This is a genomic window from Cellulophaga sp. L1A9 (assembly GCF_009797025.1).
Taxonomy (GTDB): Bacteria; Bacteroidota; Bacteroidia; order Flavobacteriales; family Flavobacteriaceae; genus Cellulophaga.
The window spans coordinates 91349-106116 of the sequence record NZ_CP047027.1; the positions used below are offsets into that span (position 1 = coordinate 91349).

Consider the following 14768-nt stretch of genomic DNA (forward strand, 5'->3'; position numbering starts at 1 on the left):
AGGCAAAAAAAAAGGTGCTACTTATAAAAAAGTAACACCTAATATCTAAAATAACAAATGAATCATTATTTTTTATGTCTTGTTTCTGAAGATACAGTTAATTTTTTTCTTCCTTTTGCTCTTCTTCTAGCAATAACTTTTCTTCCATTTACAGACGCCATGCGTTCTCTAAAACCATGTTTGTTTCTTCTTTTACGCTTTGATGGCTGATATGTTCTTTTTTGTCCGGGCATCTTATAATATCTTTAGTATCCTTTTAATTCAATTTTCGTTTTGTTGATCGCTCATCCAAAACTGGGCGCAAATATACAAAGACTTTTCGCATTGACAAATCTAATTTAAAAAATATTTTAGTTTGTTTTTATTACTTTTGCCAAAATATATAAAAGAAGCAAAAACTAACTCCTTTACAAATTTACAAATAACATGTTTAATAAAATTTTTAAATTAATAATTGCAGGCTTAATTATAGCATATGCTGTATACCAATTTATAGAGGGTAACATTGGTAATGGTATCTTTTTAATCCTGTTCTCATTAATTTTTATATTCCTTTATTTTAGAAACGAAATTATTCTCTTAGCCTTTTTAAGAATGCGTAAGCAAGATTTAGCAGGAACGGAGAAATGGTTATCTAAAATTAAAAACCCTGAAGCAGCGTTAACATTAAAGCAACAAGGGTATTACAATTACTTGCATGGGATCATTTTTTCCCAAACAAATTTAACTACTGCTGAGAAATACTTTAAAAAAGCTTTAAAACTTGGCTTGACGATGGATTACGACGTTGCTATGGCTAAATTAAGCCTTGCTGGTATCTCTATGCAGAAAAGAAGAAAAAGAGAAGCTACAATGCTTTTAAACGAGGCTAAAAAATTAGACAAACAGAATATGCTTTCAGATCAAATTAAAATGATGAAAGAGCAATTGAAGAAAATTTAATCTTCAATATTAATAGAAAACAAAAAAGCTTTAGCAGGTGCTAAAGCTTTTTTTATGCTTAAATAGTAAACTTCCGGTTTATTTAGAAGTCTTGTAATATCCTTTATTCGGAATTTCAACTATATATTTCTTTCTAGAATTATTGTTCAAGTGTGGCTCACGCAACCAAGGGTTGTGACGTTTCAATATTTTATAGTTGATTTCATATTGCTTCGCAAAATCCGCAAAATTAGTAACAGGTACATCTACTTCTACATTAAATGTTGGCACTTGTGTATACATATCCTCTTTCGCTATATCAAAACCATACTTATGTGGATGAGAAAGAATTTCTTTGATTGCTAAAATACGAAACACATAACGTCCTGTTTCTTGTCCTAAAAGCAAATCGTAATAGGCATTTACATCCTGAGCATCCATATATTTCTGTATCCCGTAAGATCCCGCATTATACGATGCCGCAGCTAAAGTCCAAGTACCAAATTTAGCTTTTGATTTTTTTAAGTAATCACAAGCAACCTCTGTAGCCTTTTCAATATGATAACGCTCATCTACATTGTCATTGACCTCTAAGCCATACTCTCTACCTGTGGTTTTCATTATTTGCCAAAAACCGGAAGCACCTGCCGGAGACCTCACGTTCTCCAAACCACTTTCTGCTACTGCCAAATATTTAAAATCATCTGGAATTCCATTTTTGGCCAAAATAGGTTCTATAATTGGAAAATATTTATTGGCACGTTTCATTAATAAAAGTGCATTAGACTGCCAGTAGGTATTCACCAAAAATTCACGATCTACACGCTCCATGATTTCAGGATCGTCAAAAGGAACTATTTCACCCGCGAAATTTAAATCTTCTGGAATATCTATTGCTGTTATTTTATAACCAGTCGCTATTTCTGACGTAGCCACTTGTTCATCTAATAGCTGATTTTCATCAGCAGAATTTTGCACTGCAAATATTAATGTGCTTACCACAAACAATACTCCCAAAAGCATCAACGTATTTTTTAAAAATTTCATAGCTACCATAGTTTTATACATCAAAGATATTAAATAGAACTTTCGTTTTGTAAAATAATTGTAGGAAGATGCTCATTAAACCATTTATATCTGTGAATAATCATGGTATGTGTACCATTCTTCACTGGAATGCATCTTTTAATGTTTGCCAAAGGAAAAACAGGGTCCTTATCTCCATGAATATGAACCAAATTAGGAATTGGCGCACCTTCTTTCCAATTTACCGTATTATCTATAGACCAATCAATGTAATATTTATCTCTCATAGACAAATAACGTTCGTATAATTCCAATCGCTTCGTAGCTGTTTCCCCAAAAGCATACTTTGCCAACAACTCAACATTGTTTACAAGCCCCGTAGGTAGCAATTTATGAATCTTGGTATACTTAGCAAACTGCATGCGTTTCGGCAGCTCTGAGCTCGATTTTACGCTAGAAATTATAATAACCTTTCTAGTGCTTATTAATCTTGACATTTCCTGAACTAAAATACCACCATACGATACCCCAATCAATACCGGATTAGGTGCTGTTACTTGCGCACACATTAATTTCGCATAATCTACTAAGGAAATCCCCTTTTCGGGAATAGACCATTCTAAGGTGTGAATCGTAAATAAATCTTCAGGTAACTTTATATGTTCAAAAATTAAAGAAGAAGCTGCCATTCCAGGCATTAAATAAACAGGTATTTTTATTTGAGTCATAACAAAGTAAACTATCAGAAAACTAGGAAATTAGCTAAAAATAAAGTAATTTTATGCTCTTGCTAATTTTTTATATTAAACATTTATTTTAAGAACTTATCACCAATCAACCTTTACAACTTGAGAACCTTGTATGGGTTATTTTTAATGAACTAAAATCAAAACTATATGAATGAAGTAAACATTACAGACAATAGTTTCTTACGTCAATTTGAAACAACAGTTAATGGGCACTTAGCAAAGATTGAATATTCTGCTCAGGAACGAAAGATTTTTCTAACTAAATTGATTATCCCTGAAATGATAACTCAAGAAGGCTTTAAAGAACAATTCATTGAAGCCGTGTTAAACGTAATTCAAGAAAGAAATTTACGTGTTGTACCCACAAGTCCGCAAATTGCTGGATTTCTCAGAAAAAATAGCAGGAAATATAAAGATATGTTGCCAATTGGTATTCGTATCTAATAAAAAAACCGCTCTTACACAGAGCGGTTTTTTTATGCTTTTATTTTTTCATCGACAAATACAAAGCGCACTAAACCATCTTCATCAATACTGGTAAGCTCTACTTGCTTTAATTGATTTACTAATTCCGGATTCCAAGGAGCTTTTACTTTTACATAATTCTCTGTAAACCCTTGAATATACCCTTCCTTGTTTTCTCCTTCAAAAAGTACGGTTCTAAGCGAACCTAACTGACTTTCATAAAAAGCCCTTCTTTTCTTAGCAGACAGTCCACGTAACATTTTACTTCGTTTGCTTCGTACATTTTTAGCAACCACATCTTCCATTTCAGCCGCAACAGTATTATCGCGTTCTGAGTAGGTAAAAACATGTAAATATGAAATATCCAAATCATTTAAAAAGTGATACGTCTTCAAGAACAACTCATCTGTTTCTCCTGGAAAACCAACAATAACATCTACACCAATGCAAGCATGCGGCATCACTTCTTTAATTCTAGCAACACGGTCTACATACAATCCGCTTAAATACCGGCGCCGCATTAATTTTAAGATTTCATCACTACCACTCTGCAATGGGATATGAAAATGTGGCACAAAAGAGTTACTCTTTGCCACGAAATCTATGGTCTTATTTTTTAATAGATTAGGCTCTATGCTTGAAATCCGAAGCCTATGAATCCCCTCAATAGTATCCAACTCTTCTACTAAATCATAGAAAGTGTGCTCGTGTTTTTTATTCCCGAACTCTCCCTTTCCATAGTCACCAATATTTACTCCTGTTAATACAATCTCTTTGATATCTTGTGAAGCAATTTCCCTGGCATTCTTCACGACATTCTGCAAAGTATCACTACGTGATATTCCACGCGCCAAAGGAATGGTACAATATGTACATTTATAATCACAACCATCTTGCACTTTTAAAAAGGCACGGGTTCTATCTCCTATCGCATAACTACCTACATAAAAATCTGCCTCAACAATTTCACAAGAATGCACTTCTCCAAAATCATTTTTAGACAAGTCATTAATATAATCAGTGATTTTAAATTTTTCGGTTGCTCCCAAAACTAAATCTACACCATGTACAGACGCTAATTCCTCTGGCTTTAATTGCGCATAGCAACCAATAGCAGCCACAAAAGCATCAGGATTGATCTTTTGAGCTTGTTTCACTATACTTTTAAAACGTTTATCAGCATTTTCTGTTACGGAGCAGGTATTAATCACGTACATATCTGCGCGTTCTGAGAAATCTACACGATCAAAACCTTCTTCTTGAAAATCTCTCGCAATTGTAGATGTTTCTGAGAAATTTAATTTACATCCTAAAGTATAAAATGCAACTTTCTTTTTCATCGTTTAGTAATTTCTCCACTTTTTGGTTTCTTCAAAAACATGGGTTAGAATAGCTTCTTCCTTTTCATCAAACTCCAATTCCCTACGAGACATCATAATTTTAGCCGTTTCAAATGCCTTATTAGTCAAGTAAGTGGTAAAACCAGAAGCTCCACCCCAACTATAACTAGGAATAAAATTTCTAGGAAAACCAGATCCGAATACATTAGCACTAACACCAACCACCGTACCGGTATTAAACATGGTATTAATGCCACATTTACTATGATCCCCCATCATTAAGCCACAAAATCTAAGTCCCGTTTCAGCAAAACTTTCTGTTTCATAACTCCATAAACGAACTTCATCGTAATTGTTTTTAAGATTAGAATTGTTTGTATCCGCTCCTAGATTACACCATTCTCCAAGCACTGAATTCCCTAAAAATCCGTCATGCCCTTTATTGGAATAACCAAATAGTACTGAGTTATTAACTTCTCCCCCAATGCGTGAATGCGGACCAACAGTTGTTGCTCCATAGATTTTAGCACCCATTTTTACTGTAGAATGATCACATAGTGCAAATGCCCCACGTATCATAGAACCCTCCATGACCTCGGCATTTATCCCAATATAAATAGGGCCTGAAGATGCATTTAAAATACTACATTCTACTACTGCACCTTCTTCTAAAAAAATATTCTCTGGATTGATGACCGTATTTGTTTTAGAAATTGGCTGACTACTTCGTTCCTGGAGGATAAAATCAAAATCTTCTTGAATGGCTGCTGCATTCTTAGAAAAAATATCCCATGTATTTTCAATACGAATAATCTCGCCTTCAAACTCAATAGCCTCGTAAGCACTTAGATCTACCTCTTCTTGTGAATCCTTCGTATAAAATGCAATAACTTCTTCGTCGTAAAATATAGCTTGGTTTTCCGATAGCTCAGTAACCATACTCGCCAATTCCACATTAGGAAGAAATGATGCATTAATCAATACATTCTCCTCCAATTCTACCATTGGATATTTATCTGATAAATATTCTTCCGTTATCGTCGTGGTTGTACTCTTTAGATAATTCTCCCACTTTTCACGAATAGTAAAAATACCTACCCTAATATCTGCTACAGGCCTTGTAAAAGTAAAAGGCAAAAGCGCGTTCCGTACAGTACCATCAAAAAGAATATAATTCATCAGTTAGTATTTTTTTGGTAAAAATAAAAAAAGTCACGTTCCGTTGTTTAACGGAACGTGACTTTATTGCTAAAATTAGCAAAAATATTATTTTTCGAACTTCTTGTATTTGTTCTTAAACTTATCAATACGTCCTGCAGTATCAACCAATTTAGCCTTACCTGTGTAAAAAGGGTGAGATGTTCTTGAAATTTCCAATTTAATTAAAGGATACTCTACACCTTCAAATTCTAACGTCTCTTTCGTATCTGCAGTAGATTTAGTAATAAAAACATCCTCATTAGACATGTCTTTAAAAGCAACTAATCTATAATTCTGTGGGTGTATATCTTTTTTCATTTTTAAAAAACTTAATAACTTCTATTTTTAGAGATTGCAAATTTATGTTTTTTTCTTAAACTTACAATTATTAATCAGTAAAAATTCAATAAAAAATATTCTTGGTCATTCTTTCCCAAAAATTAAAGCCTATTTTTGCGCTATTAAAGTCAAAAATAATTAAATTTTGGAAGCAGATAATTCTAGTGCAATTAAAAAAATAGTTTTACCAATAGCCCTAATATTCGGGGCCGGAAGAATTATCTTCGATTTAATTCCGAAATTAGCTGATGCTAATAGTAAAGTGTATTACTCCACTTTTTTAATTGCATTTGTTTTTGAAGTTTTAGCTATCATTTATACCATAAAAAAGTATAAGAAAAGTCAAAATAACAGTATTAATTTAAAAGAAGCCTTAATTGTTGGTGTTATGTTTATGGTTATTGTTGGTGGTTTATACGCTATTCAATCTTATTTATACGACCTATACATAGATCCTGAATTCCAAAGAAAAACAGCTTTAGAATGGGCTAATTTATATGGAAAAAGTGGTGATGTAGAAAAAATGATGAGCGAAGGTGACCGTATCCAGGCAACGAGTTCTATTTTTAGCATTATCAGTAGCATTCTTAAGTTTTCCTTACTTGGCATCTTAGTTTCATTTATTGTAGGAACCATAGTTAGAAACCGCTAAATCAAAAAAATCACCCACTTTTATACAGGATCGCATGAAACCACATCAAATTGAAGTTTTAAAATTCGGAACTAAATATGGCATCATAACTGGAGTTATAGGGATGATTTTTACAGCGGTGTTGATTTCCTTAAATATGCTTTATAATCAATCTGTAGAAATATCCTTAATTGGACTTCTTGTATTAATTACTCCCATTATCCTAAGTATTTACATTTTTAAAAAGAAAAATAATTCTTTAACTACAGAACAAGCAATAGGTGTTGGCGTGATCACGGCACTGGTTTCTGCGCTCGTAACTATATTATTTACCTACCTCCTCACTAATTTTATCCTTTCTGATTTCTGGGATAAAACGGAAGTCTATGATCGAATTTTGCTCTTAGAACAAAACCCAACAATAACTCCTGAACAAGTAAATGACAATATTGAAATGAAACGCAAAATGTCTTGGATTAGATATCCTGTCATTTTACTTTTCAACCTATGTATTGGCTTTGTAGTTTCACTTCTTAGTGGTATTGTCTTAAAAACTAAGTAAACAGTGCTACTGTTTTTAATATTTAGAATGAACTTAAAAATAGCTGCATAAATTCTAACATTTCTCTTTAAAGTAACACTGATTAGTAGAACCACTTAAAACGAGACGAAATGGAATCAAACAAATCGACCACAGGAAAATTCGGATAAATTTATGGTACTCTAGAAGTCCTTATAGGTATCATTTTTACGCTAATGCTTATGGCTGGCGATTTACTTTATGACCCCACTCCTCTGAAACCCATCTTTCAAACCTCAATATTTATTGTCATTGTAGTTCTTGCTATCTACAATTTTAAAAAAGCAAGGATGGTTATTTATCTTTGGGACAAGCCTTGGCAATAGGAGCAATAACAGCAGTAGTTGCCAGTATTATTGTTATGCTTTTCAACTACTTACTTACGACGGTCATAGTCCCTGACTTTTGGGAACACACTGCACAGATCACTAAAACAACAATGTTAGAAAGCAATCCATCAATGTCTTCAAAAGACCTTGAAAATGCTTTAGAAATGCTTTAGAAATGCAAAGCAAATTCACTTGGATTATGTACCCTGCTATTTTTGTAATGAACCTTATCGTTGGATTTTTTACGGCATTAATTGCAGGTCTGATATTAAAAAAGACTGAAAATTTATATTAATCCGTACTTTTGAAAAGATTTTCAGAAGTATTGCATGAATTTATCTATTATTATACCTCTTCTTAATGAAGAAGAATCTTTAAAAGAATTACACAATTGGATTGTTTCTGTCATGGAAAGCAATAATTTTTCGTACGAGATTATTTTTATCGACGACGGAAGCACCGATACTTCTTGGAAAGAAATCACCGCTTTATCTGTCACTAATCCCGCAGTACAAGGCATCCGTTTTTTACGTAATTATGGGAAATCACAAGCATTGCATGCTGGTTTTAAAGCAGCAGCAGGTGAGGTTATTATTACCATGGATGCAGACTTACAAGACAACCCTGATGAAATTCCAAAATTATATGATGCCATCAAAACAGAAGGGTTTGATCTTGTTTCTGGATGGAAGAAAAAAAGGTATGATTCCGTTTTAAGTAAAAACATGCCCTCTAAGCTTTTTAATTGGGCTGCTCGTAAAACGTCAGGGGTAAAACTTCACGATTTTAATTGCGGACTTAAAGCTTTCAATAGTAAAGTGGTAAAAAATATTGAGGTTTCAGGAGAAATGCACCGCTATATCCCTGTACTAGCAAAAAATGCAGGCTTTTCTAATATTGGAGAAAAAGTAGTACAACATCAAGCCCGTAAATACGGGAAAACAAAATTTGGCATGGAACGCTTCATCAACGGCTTTCTAGACTTAATTACCATCTGGTTTGTTTCCAAATTCGGAAAACGTCCTATGCATTTATTTGGCGCATTAGGTGTATTAATGTTTTTTGTAGGATTTGCTTTTGCCTTATATTTGGGTATTGATAAATTATTTATCCATAAAACAGGACGATTGATTACAGATCGACCACAATTTTTCATTTCATTAACCGCTATGATTATTGGCACACAATTATTCTTAGCTGGTTTTTTAGGTGAAATAATGGTACGATCAAAAACAAATGAAACACGCTATACCATAGCAGAAGAATTAAATAAAACAATTTTAAACGAATATTCTAAATAAATTTACGACACAACCTAAAGCTATACTTTTATGGACAACATACTAAATACTGCCAAAACCTGGTTAACCGATTTCTTTGATGCTGACACAAAAAAAGAGGTTCAAGACTTAATAGACAATAACACCGAAGAACTAAAAGATAGATTCTATAAAAACATGGAATTTGGTACTGGAGGTATGCGCGGTGTAATGGGTGCTGGAACCAATAGAATAAATAAATATACTTTAGGGAAAAGTACACAAGGACTAAGCAATTACCTAAACGAAGTTTATAAAGGCGAAGAGCTGAAAGTAGTTATTGCTTTTGACTGTAGACATAATAGTGACACTTTAGCAAAAACAGTGGCCGAAGTATTTTCTGCTAACGGCATTAAAGTTTTCTTATTCTCAGAATTAAGAACTACTCCAGAGTTATCTTTTGCGGTTAGGCATTTAAATTGCCACGCTGGTATTGTACTTACTGCCTCTCACAACCCTCCTGAATACAACGGTTACAAAGTATATTGGACAGATGGCGGACAAATTGTACCACCACAAGACGGAAAAATCGTAGCTGAAATTAATTCGCTTTCTTTTGAGGATATTAATTTCAAGGCCAATCCAGACTTAATAGAGTTAATAGATAAAGAAGTAGATGAAGCATTTATCTCCGAATCTGTTGCAAAAGGTAGTTTTAACGCCAAAGGTAAAGACGATTTTAAAATAGTTTTTACTTCTTTACACGGTACTTCAATTACCGCTATTCCTGAAGTTTTAAAACGTGCTGGTTATAAAAATGTAACAATTATTGAGGAACAAGCAAAGCCCGATGGTGATTTTCCAACCGTAAAATCTCCAAACCCAGAAGAACCAGAAGCGCTTTCTATGGCGATTAAAAAAGCCGAGGCTATTGGAGCAGATATGGTTGTAGGTACAGATCCTGATAGTGATAGACTAGGAATTGCAGTGCGTAACCTTGATGGTGAAATGGAGATCCTAAACGGAAACCAAGCCATGGTTTTAATGACCAAATTTCTTTTAGAAAAAGCAAAACAAGATGGTTTTAAAGGCAATGAATTTGTTGCTTCTACTATTGTTTCTACTCCTATGATGGAAGCTATGGCTACTGCCTATGGCGTAGAATACAAAACTGCTTTAACTGGATTTAAGTGGATAGGCAAAATGATTAAAGATTTCCCGAACCAAAATTTTATCGGTGGAGGTGAAGAGAGTTTCGGGTATATGGTGGGCGATTTTGTTCGTGACAAAGATGCCGTTACCTCTACCCTATTAGCTTGTGAGATTGCTGCAAACGCAAAAGCCAATGGCAGCTCTTTCTATAAAGATTTGATTGATTGTTATGTAGCTTATGGTTTTTATAAAGAAAAACTAATCTCTTTAACCAAAAAAGGAATGCAAGGCGCAGAGGAAATCAAACAAATGATGATTGATTTTAAAGAAAACCCTGTATTGGCTATTGATGGTTCAAAGGTTATTATTGTGGATGACTACAATACATCAACCTCTAAAAACCTTAAGACAGGCAAAGTTTCAACCATTGATATTCCAAAATCTAACGTGTTAATCTATACTACAGAAGACGGTACCAAAATGGCTGCTAGACCTAGTGGAACAGAACCTAAAATTAAATTCTATTTTAGCATCAACACAAACTTAGAAAAAGCTTCTGATTTTAAAGAAGTTAACGCCCAATTAGAAGCTAAAGTCACTCGTATTCTGAGTGAACTTAAATTGAATTAATGGAGAATTACAAAAAGATTCTTCGCTATGCGAAGCCTTACCGTACTTACGGTTATCTAAATATATTTTTCAACATATTATATGCATTGTTCAGCGCGCTATCTTTTGCCGCGCTGATGCCAATGCTTAATGTTTTATTTGATAAAAATGAAGCAGTAACAGTTCTTCCAGTATACACAGGAATCAGCAACTTGAAAGATTATTACATGAATTACATGAATTATCAAGTAACTCAATATGCTGCAGAGGATGAAATGAAAGCCTTAGTATTAGTGATTAGCCTTGTAATTGTATTATTTCTATTAAAAAATTTGGCAAATTATTTTGCCATGTATTTCATTACATTTTTAAGAAATGGCGTTTTAAAAGATGTTCGTAATGCGATGTATAAAAAAATTACGGAGCTTCCTATTTCATTTTACTCAGAAAAGAGAAAAGGAGATGTTATTGCTCGGATTACCTCTGATGTCTTAGAAATTCAACATTCATTCTTATCTGTTTTAGAGTTGATTGTTCGTGAGCCTTTAACCATAATTTTCACTATTACGGTAATGTTTATAATAAGTACTCAACTAACCTTATTTGTTTTTATTTTTATTCCGCTTTCTGGTTATGTTATTTCTTTGATAGGAAAGTCCCTAAAAAAACAATCTGACGATGTACAACGCGAACAAGGAGAATTTTTATCTGTTGTTGAAGAAACTCTTGGTGGCTTGCGAGTTATTAAAGCTTTCAATTCAGAATCCCGTTTTTACAAAACATTCTCTGCATCTACCACACGTTTTTACAATTTCTCAAATAAATTATTAAACCGACAAAACTTAGCGTCACCCACAGGAGAATTTCTAGGAATCTTAACTATTGGTGTTTTATTATGGTTTGGAGGGAAAATGGTTTTAGTTGATAAGACATTAGACGCACCTTCATTCATTACCTATATGAGTTTAGCTTATGGGGTGTTAACACCAGCTAAAGCCATCAGTAAAGCAATTTACGGAGTTAAAAAAGGGGATGCTGCTGCAGAACGTATTCTTGAAATTTTAGAAACAGAAAATCCGATTACAGAAAAAGACAATGCCGTGGAAAAAGGCTCCTTTGATACTGGCGTGGCAATACAAAATATTAGCTTTAAGTATGATGATGAATACGTACTTAAAAACTTCAGTCTAAACGTTCCTAAAGGGTCTACTGTAGCCCTTGTAGGGCAGTCAGGGAGTGGAAAAAGTACCATTGCTAATCTCGTTACTCGTTTTTACGATGTTAACGAAGGCCGTATTACTATTGATGGAATTGATATTAAAGACTATACCAAAGGATCCTTACGCGGACTTTTAGGTTTAGTGACACAGGATTCTATACTCTTTAATGAAACGGTTAGAAATAACATTAGCTTAGGAAAAGAGAATGCTACAGATAAAGAAATTATGGAGGCCGCAAAAATTGCAAACGCACACGACTTCATTATGGATTTACCAAAAGGCTATGATACCAACATTGGAGATAGCGGAAATAAATTAAGTGGCGGGCAGAAACAACGTTTATCTATTGCACGAGCTGTATTAAAAAATCCGCCCATCATGATTCTAGATGAAGCCACCTCTGCTTTAGATACAGAAAGCGAACGTTTGGTTCAAGATGCGTTAGAGAAAATGATGCGCAATCGTACTTCTATTGTTATTGCACACCGCTTATCTACCATACAAAACGCAGATACTATTGTCGTATTACTAAAAGGAGAAATCGTAGAGCAAGGATCACACGCCGAACTTATCGCCAAAGACGGAACCTATAAAAAGTTAGTGACGATGCAATCCTTGGGGTAGAATTAATAATATGGTTACAGAATGAATTCAGAAAGCATTACACAGAAAATTGGTGAAATTGTAGTGAATTTTGTTGAAGTCGAATTTATTATATCTGACATAAGTTATCAATTAGGGCTTACAGAAGATAAAATGGAATTTTTTGCAAACTCTAGAACTGGGCAGAAAATTTCTGATATGAAAAAGAAATTCAGAAAATCCAAAATAGAAAAAAAAGAAATTTACATTGAATTACTTCACCGATTAGATCAAATAAGAATTAAACGAAATGAAATCGTTCATGCACTAGTTCTTGAAAATCCCGATAATACAAAAGAATACAAGTCGTTTTATTACAAGAATGGTCAAAACCAAAATATCATACATAATATTAGTGACAAAAAAATTGAAGATTTCATAGACTTAAACAATGATATCTTAAAATTTAAAAAAGAATTTTGCACACATTTTTATAATGAAAAAAGGAGGTTAAAACCTAGAATAGAGATAATTAGAAATAATCAATCTTTATAATTTTTCAAAAATAAACTCTTCTCCATTAAACCTTTTTATAAATTTAGAGTCCTATTAACGTCTAAGGAATTAAAATTTGATAGAAGAAGCACTCTTAGTAGAACAATTACAAACAGAGGCCACGCAAAAACGGGCTTTTGAATTGTTGGTGAATACTTATAAAGAAAAACTCTATTGGCATATTAGGCGTATTGTTTTAAATCACGATGATACTGATGATGTTTTACAAAACACCTTTATAAAAGTGTTTAAAAACATTAAAGGATTTAAGGGAGAAAGCAAGCTGTATTCTTGGATGTATCGCATAGCAACGAATGAAGCACTTTCATTTTTGAATTCGAAAAGCAAAAAACTAAATATTGGTAGTTCTGAAATTCAAGAAAAAATGATTGCCAATTTAGAATCTGATGTTTATTTTGAAGGTGATTATATTGAATTAGCATTACAAAAAGCAATTGCAACATTACCAGAAAAACAGAAGTTAGTTTTCAATATGAAATATTATCAAGAAATGAAATATGAAGAAATGTCAGAGATTCTTGAAACATCGGTAGGGGCATTAAAAGCATCCTACCACTTAGCATCAAAAAAAATAGAAGCATTTTTAAAAGAAGATTAAACCTTTTAATAAATTGATAGTCAAACTATAGCAATGAAAAAAACAGAAAATAGTTTCAAGGTTCCAGAAGGTTATTTTGATAACTTCACAGCTAAATTATTCGATAATTTACCTGAGGAAGAAACTATTACATCTAATAATGAAGGTTTTAAAGTGCCTGAAGGCTATTTTGAGAAATTTAATAAAGAATTAGAGGATAGACTAGACGTTAAAGAACCTAAAGTTATCACTTTAAAATCTTACAAAAAATATTATTACGCTGCAGCATCAATAGCAGCAGCGGTTACTATCGCCATTGGTTTAAACTTAAATAAAACTCCGGAATTAAGTTTTGATGATTTAGCAGACGCAGATATCGAAAGCTATTTTGACAGTAATGAATCTAGCTTAAGTAGTTATGATATTGCAGAGGTTATTCCTGTAGGCGAATTAGAAATTTACGATGTTATAGACAACCATTTGAGCAATGAAAATGTGATGGACTATTTAGAAAATAATATTGATGACTTTGACGAATTTAATCTTGACAACAATGAATAAATTAAAAAAAATAATCCCCTTAATACTACTTATGTTTGCGTGTTCGCTTTCTTTTGGTCAACAAAAAGATTGGGATAAAATAAAAACGCTAAAAATTGCTTTTATAACAGAACGCTTAAACCTTTCAAGTAAAGAAGCTCAGACTTTTTGGCCTATTTATAATGAATACCAATCAAAAAGAGAAGAACTACACATCAAAGGTCACGACGAAATTAGAAAGAAATTTGACGAGTCTGAAAAACTATCAGAAAGTGATTCTGCAAAACTATTAGACAAATATCTTCAGTATGAAAAAGAAGAGGAAGAGCTAGAACAAACCTACCTTAGAAAGATAACCAAAGTAATCTCCGCTAAGAAGACCTTACTTTTAATTCGCTCTGAAGGCGACTTTAAACGAAAATTGATCAAACAATATAGAGATAAGCATAAAGGCGATAAATAATTCAAAATCCGTTAAGTTCTAACTTAACGGATTTTTTTTGACTAAAAGTTAACTTAACAATTTTACACATTCATAATCCACGATACAAAACATATTAAAATTTAAATATAAAATTCGTTAACATTCTTGTTTTAAGCACTTCATACATGCCATCATATCTCTTAAAAAATTAAGAGATTTTTTTGTCAAAAAATATTATTTTTAATAAGT

Annotated in this window: 17 protein-coding genes and 1 pseudogene; 12 read left to right on the forward strand and 6 right to left on the reverse strand. The window is 32.9% G+C overall.

Annotation, left to right across the window (positions count from 1 at the left end):
• Positions 1 to 65 precede the first annotated feature (65 nt).
• Positions 66 to 233, reverse strand: coding sequence for a 50S ribosomal protein L34 (gene rpmH / locus GQR94_RS00415; RefSeq protein WP_013548937.1), 168 nt, complete (start codon positions 231 to 233; stop codon positions 66 to 68).
• Between the two features lie 193 nt (positions 234 to 426).
• Between rpmH and GQR94_RS00420 the strand changes: the two genes are divergently transcribed.
• Positions 427 to 942, forward strand: coding sequence for a DUF2892 domain-containing protein (locus GQR94_RS00420; RefSeq protein WP_158973475.1), 516 nt, complete (start codon positions 427 to 429; stop codon positions 940 to 942).
• 78 nt (positions 943 to 1020) lie between these two features.
• On the opposite strand, the gene GQR94_RS00425 is transcribed toward GQR94_RS00420, so the two are convergent.
• Positions 1021 to 1968, reverse strand: coding sequence for a lytic transglycosylase domain-containing protein (locus GQR94_RS00425; RefSeq protein WP_158973476.1), 948 nt, complete (start codon positions 1966 to 1968; stop codon positions 1021 to 1023).
• A 29-nt stretch (positions 1969 to 1997) separates the two neighbouring features.
• On the reverse strand, positions 1998 to 2675 hold the full coding sequence (locus GQR94_RS00430) for an alpha/beta hydrolase (RefSeq protein WP_158973477.1): 678 nt from the start codon (positions 2673 to 2675) through the stop codon (positions 1998 to 2000).
• 168 nt (positions 2676 to 2843) lie between these two features.
• On the opposite strand from GQR94_RS00430, the gene GQR94_RS00435 reads away from it, so the two are divergent.
• Positions 2844 to 3140, forward strand: a complete 297-nt coding sequence (locus tag GQR94_RS00435; protein ID WP_158973478.1) for an N-acetyltransferase — start codon at positions 2844 to 2846, stop codon at positions 3138 to 3140.
• Between the two features lie 32 nt (positions 3141 to 3172).
• Here GQR94_RS00435 and mtaB read toward each other — a convergent pair whose 3' ends face one another.
• The 3 genes from mtaB to GQR94_RS00450 all read right to left on the reverse strand — a co-directional run bounded on the left by mtaB (position 3173) and on the right by GQR94_RS00450 (position 6019).
• Positions 3173 to 4501, reverse strand: coding sequence for a tRNA (N(6)-L-threonylcarbamoyladenosine(37)-C(2))-methylthiotransferase MtaB (mtaB, locus tag GQR94_RS00440; protein WP_158973479.1), 1329 nt, complete (start codon positions 4499 to 4501; stop codon positions 3173 to 3175).
• 3 nt (positions 4502 to 4504) lie between these two features.
• Positions 4505 to 5680 (reverse strand): GlmU family protein, encoded by a 1176-nt coding sequence (locus GQR94_RS00445; RefSeq protein ID WP_158973480.1) that lies wholly within the window; start codon positions 5678 to 5680, stop codon positions 4505 to 4507.
• Between the two features lie 87 nt (positions 5681 to 5767).
• On the reverse strand, positions 5768 to 6019 hold the full coding sequence (locus tag GQR94_RS00450) for a type B 50S ribosomal protein L31 (protein ID WP_158973481.1): 252 nt from the start codon (positions 6017 to 6019) through the stop codon (positions 5768 to 5770).
• A 166-nt stretch (positions 6020 to 6185) separates the two neighbouring features.
• On the opposite strand from GQR94_RS00450, the gene GQR94_RS00455 reads away from it, so the two are divergent.
• From GQR94_RS00455 to GQR94_RS00500, 10 genes and pseudogenes are all read left to right on the forward strand, one after another.
• Complete coding sequence (locus GQR94_RS00455; RefSeq protein WP_158973482.1) at positions 6186 to 6692, forward strand: DUF4199 domain-containing protein; 507 nt, start codon at positions 6186 to 6188, stop codon at positions 6690 to 6692.
• 34 nt (positions 6693 to 6726) lie between these two features.
• Positions 6727 to 7233, forward strand: a complete 507-nt coding sequence (locus tag GQR94_RS00460) for a DUF4199 domain-containing protein (protein ID WP_158973483.1) — start codon at positions 6727 to 6729, stop codon at positions 7231 to 7233.
• Positions 7234 to 7552: 319 nt separating this feature from the next.
• Positions 7553 to 7753: pseudogene (locus tag GQR94_RS00465) on the forward strand (DUF4199 domain-containing protein); the annotation flags it as partial.
• Between the two features lie 156 nt (positions 7754 to 7909).
• On the forward strand, positions 7910 to 8881 hold the full coding sequence (locus GQR94_RS00470) for a glycosyltransferase family 2 protein (RefSeq protein ID WP_158973485.1): 972 nt from the start codon (positions 7910 to 7912) through the stop codon (positions 8879 to 8881).
• A gap of 30 nt (positions 8882 to 8911) precedes the next feature.
• Positions 8912 to 10621, forward strand: a complete 1710-nt coding sequence (locus tag GQR94_RS00475; protein ID WP_158973486.1) for a phospho-sugar mutase — start codon at positions 8912 to 8914, stop codon at positions 10619 to 10621.
• Entirely contained in the window at positions 10621 to 12444 is a 1824-nt protein-coding gene (locus tag GQR94_RS00480; RefSeq protein ID WP_158973487.1) for an ABC transporter ATP-binding protein, read from the forward strand. Before GQR94_RS00475 ends, GQR94_RS00480 begins: the two co-directional genes overlap by 1 nt.
• A gap of 21 nt (positions 12445 to 12465) precedes the next feature.
• On the forward strand, positions 12466 to 12957 hold the full coding sequence (locus tag GQR94_RS00485) for a hypothetical protein (protein WP_158973488.1): 492 nt from the start codon (positions 12466 to 12468) through the stop codon (positions 12955 to 12957).
• A 76-nt stretch (positions 12958 to 13033) separates the two neighbouring features.
• Positions 13034 to 13576, forward strand: a complete 543-nt coding sequence (locus GQR94_RS00490; protein ID WP_158973489.1) for an RNA polymerase sigma factor — start codon at positions 13034 to 13036, stop codon at positions 13574 to 13576.
• Positions 13577 to 13609: 33 nt separating this feature from the next.
• On the forward strand, positions 13610 to 14116 hold the full coding sequence (locus tag GQR94_RS00495; RefSeq protein ID WP_158973490.1) for a hypothetical protein: 507 nt from the start codon (positions 13610 to 13612) through the stop codon (positions 14114 to 14116).
• A complete protein-coding gene (locus tag GQR94_RS00500) occupies positions 14109 to 14558 on the forward strand; it encodes a hypothetical protein (protein WP_158973491.1) in 450 nt (149 codons plus the stop codon). The genes GQR94_RS00495 and GQR94_RS00500 overlap by 8 nt, the downstream gene beginning before the upstream one ends.
• Positions 14559 to 14768: the final 210 nt, after the last annotated feature.

What these genes read in the sequence shown, in the direction of transcription:
- rpmH (WP_013548937.1), bottom strand. Translation starts at nt 233, where the DNA reads ATGCCCGGACAAAAAAGAACATATCAGCCATCAAAGCGTAAAAGAAGA.
- GQR94_RS00420 (WP_158973475.1), top strand. Translation starts at nt 427, where the DNA reads ATGTTTAATAAAATTTTTAAATTAATAATTGCAGGCTTAATTATAGCA.
- GQR94_RS00425 (WP_158973476.1), bottom strand. Translation starts at nt 1,968, where the DNA reads ATGAAATTTTTAAAAAATACGTTGATGCTTTTGGGAGTATTGTTTGTG.
- GQR94_RS00430 (WP_158973477.1), bottom strand. Translation starts at nt 2,675, where the DNA reads ATGACTCAAATAAAAATACCTGTTTATTTAATGCCTGGAATGGCAGCT.
- GQR94_RS00435 (WP_158973478.1), top strand. Translation starts at nt 2,844, where the DNA reads ATGAATGAAGTAAACATTACAGACAATAGTTTCTTACGTCAATTTGAA.
- mtaB (WP_158973479.1), bottom strand. Translation starts at nt 4,501, where the DNA reads ATGAAAAAGAAAGTTGCATTTTATACTTTAGGATGTAAATTAAATTTC.
- GQR94_RS00445 (WP_158973480.1), bottom strand. Translation starts at nt 5,680, where the DNA reads ATGAATTATATTCTTTTTGATGGTACTGTACGGAACGCGCTTTTGCCT.
- GQR94_RS00450 (WP_158973481.1), bottom strand. Translation starts at nt 6,019, where the DNA reads ATGAAAAAAGATATACACCCACAGAATTATAGATTAGTTGCTTTTAAA.
- GQR94_RS00460 (WP_158973483.1), top strand. Translation starts at nt 6,727, where the DNA reads ATGAAACCACATCAAATTGAAGTTTTAAAATTCGGAACTAAATATGGC.
- GQR94_RS00470 (WP_158973485.1), top strand. Translation starts at nt 7,910, where the DNA reads ATGAATTTATCTATTATTATACCTCTTCTTAATGAAGAAGAATCTTTA.
- GQR94_RS00475 (WP_158973486.1), top strand. Translation starts at nt 8,912, where the DNA reads ATGGACAACATACTAAATACTGCCAAAACCTGGTTAACCGATTTCTTT.
- GQR94_RS00480 (WP_158973487.1), top strand. Translation starts at nt 10,621, where the DNA reads ATGGAGAATTACAAAAAGATTCTTCGCTATGCGAAGCCTTACCGTACT.
- GQR94_RS00485 (WP_158973488.1), top strand. Translation starts at nt 12,466, where the DNA reads ATGAATTCAGAAAGCATTACACAGAAAATTGGTGAAATTGTAGTGAAT.
- GQR94_RS00495 (WP_158973490.1), top strand. Translation starts at nt 13,610, where the DNA reads ATGAAAAAAACAGAAAATAGTTTCAAGGTTCCAGAAGGTTATTTTGAT.
- GQR94_RS00500 (WP_158973491.1), top strand. Translation starts at nt 14,109, where the DNA reads ATGAATAAATTAAAAAAAATAATCCCCTTAATACTACTTATGTTTGCG.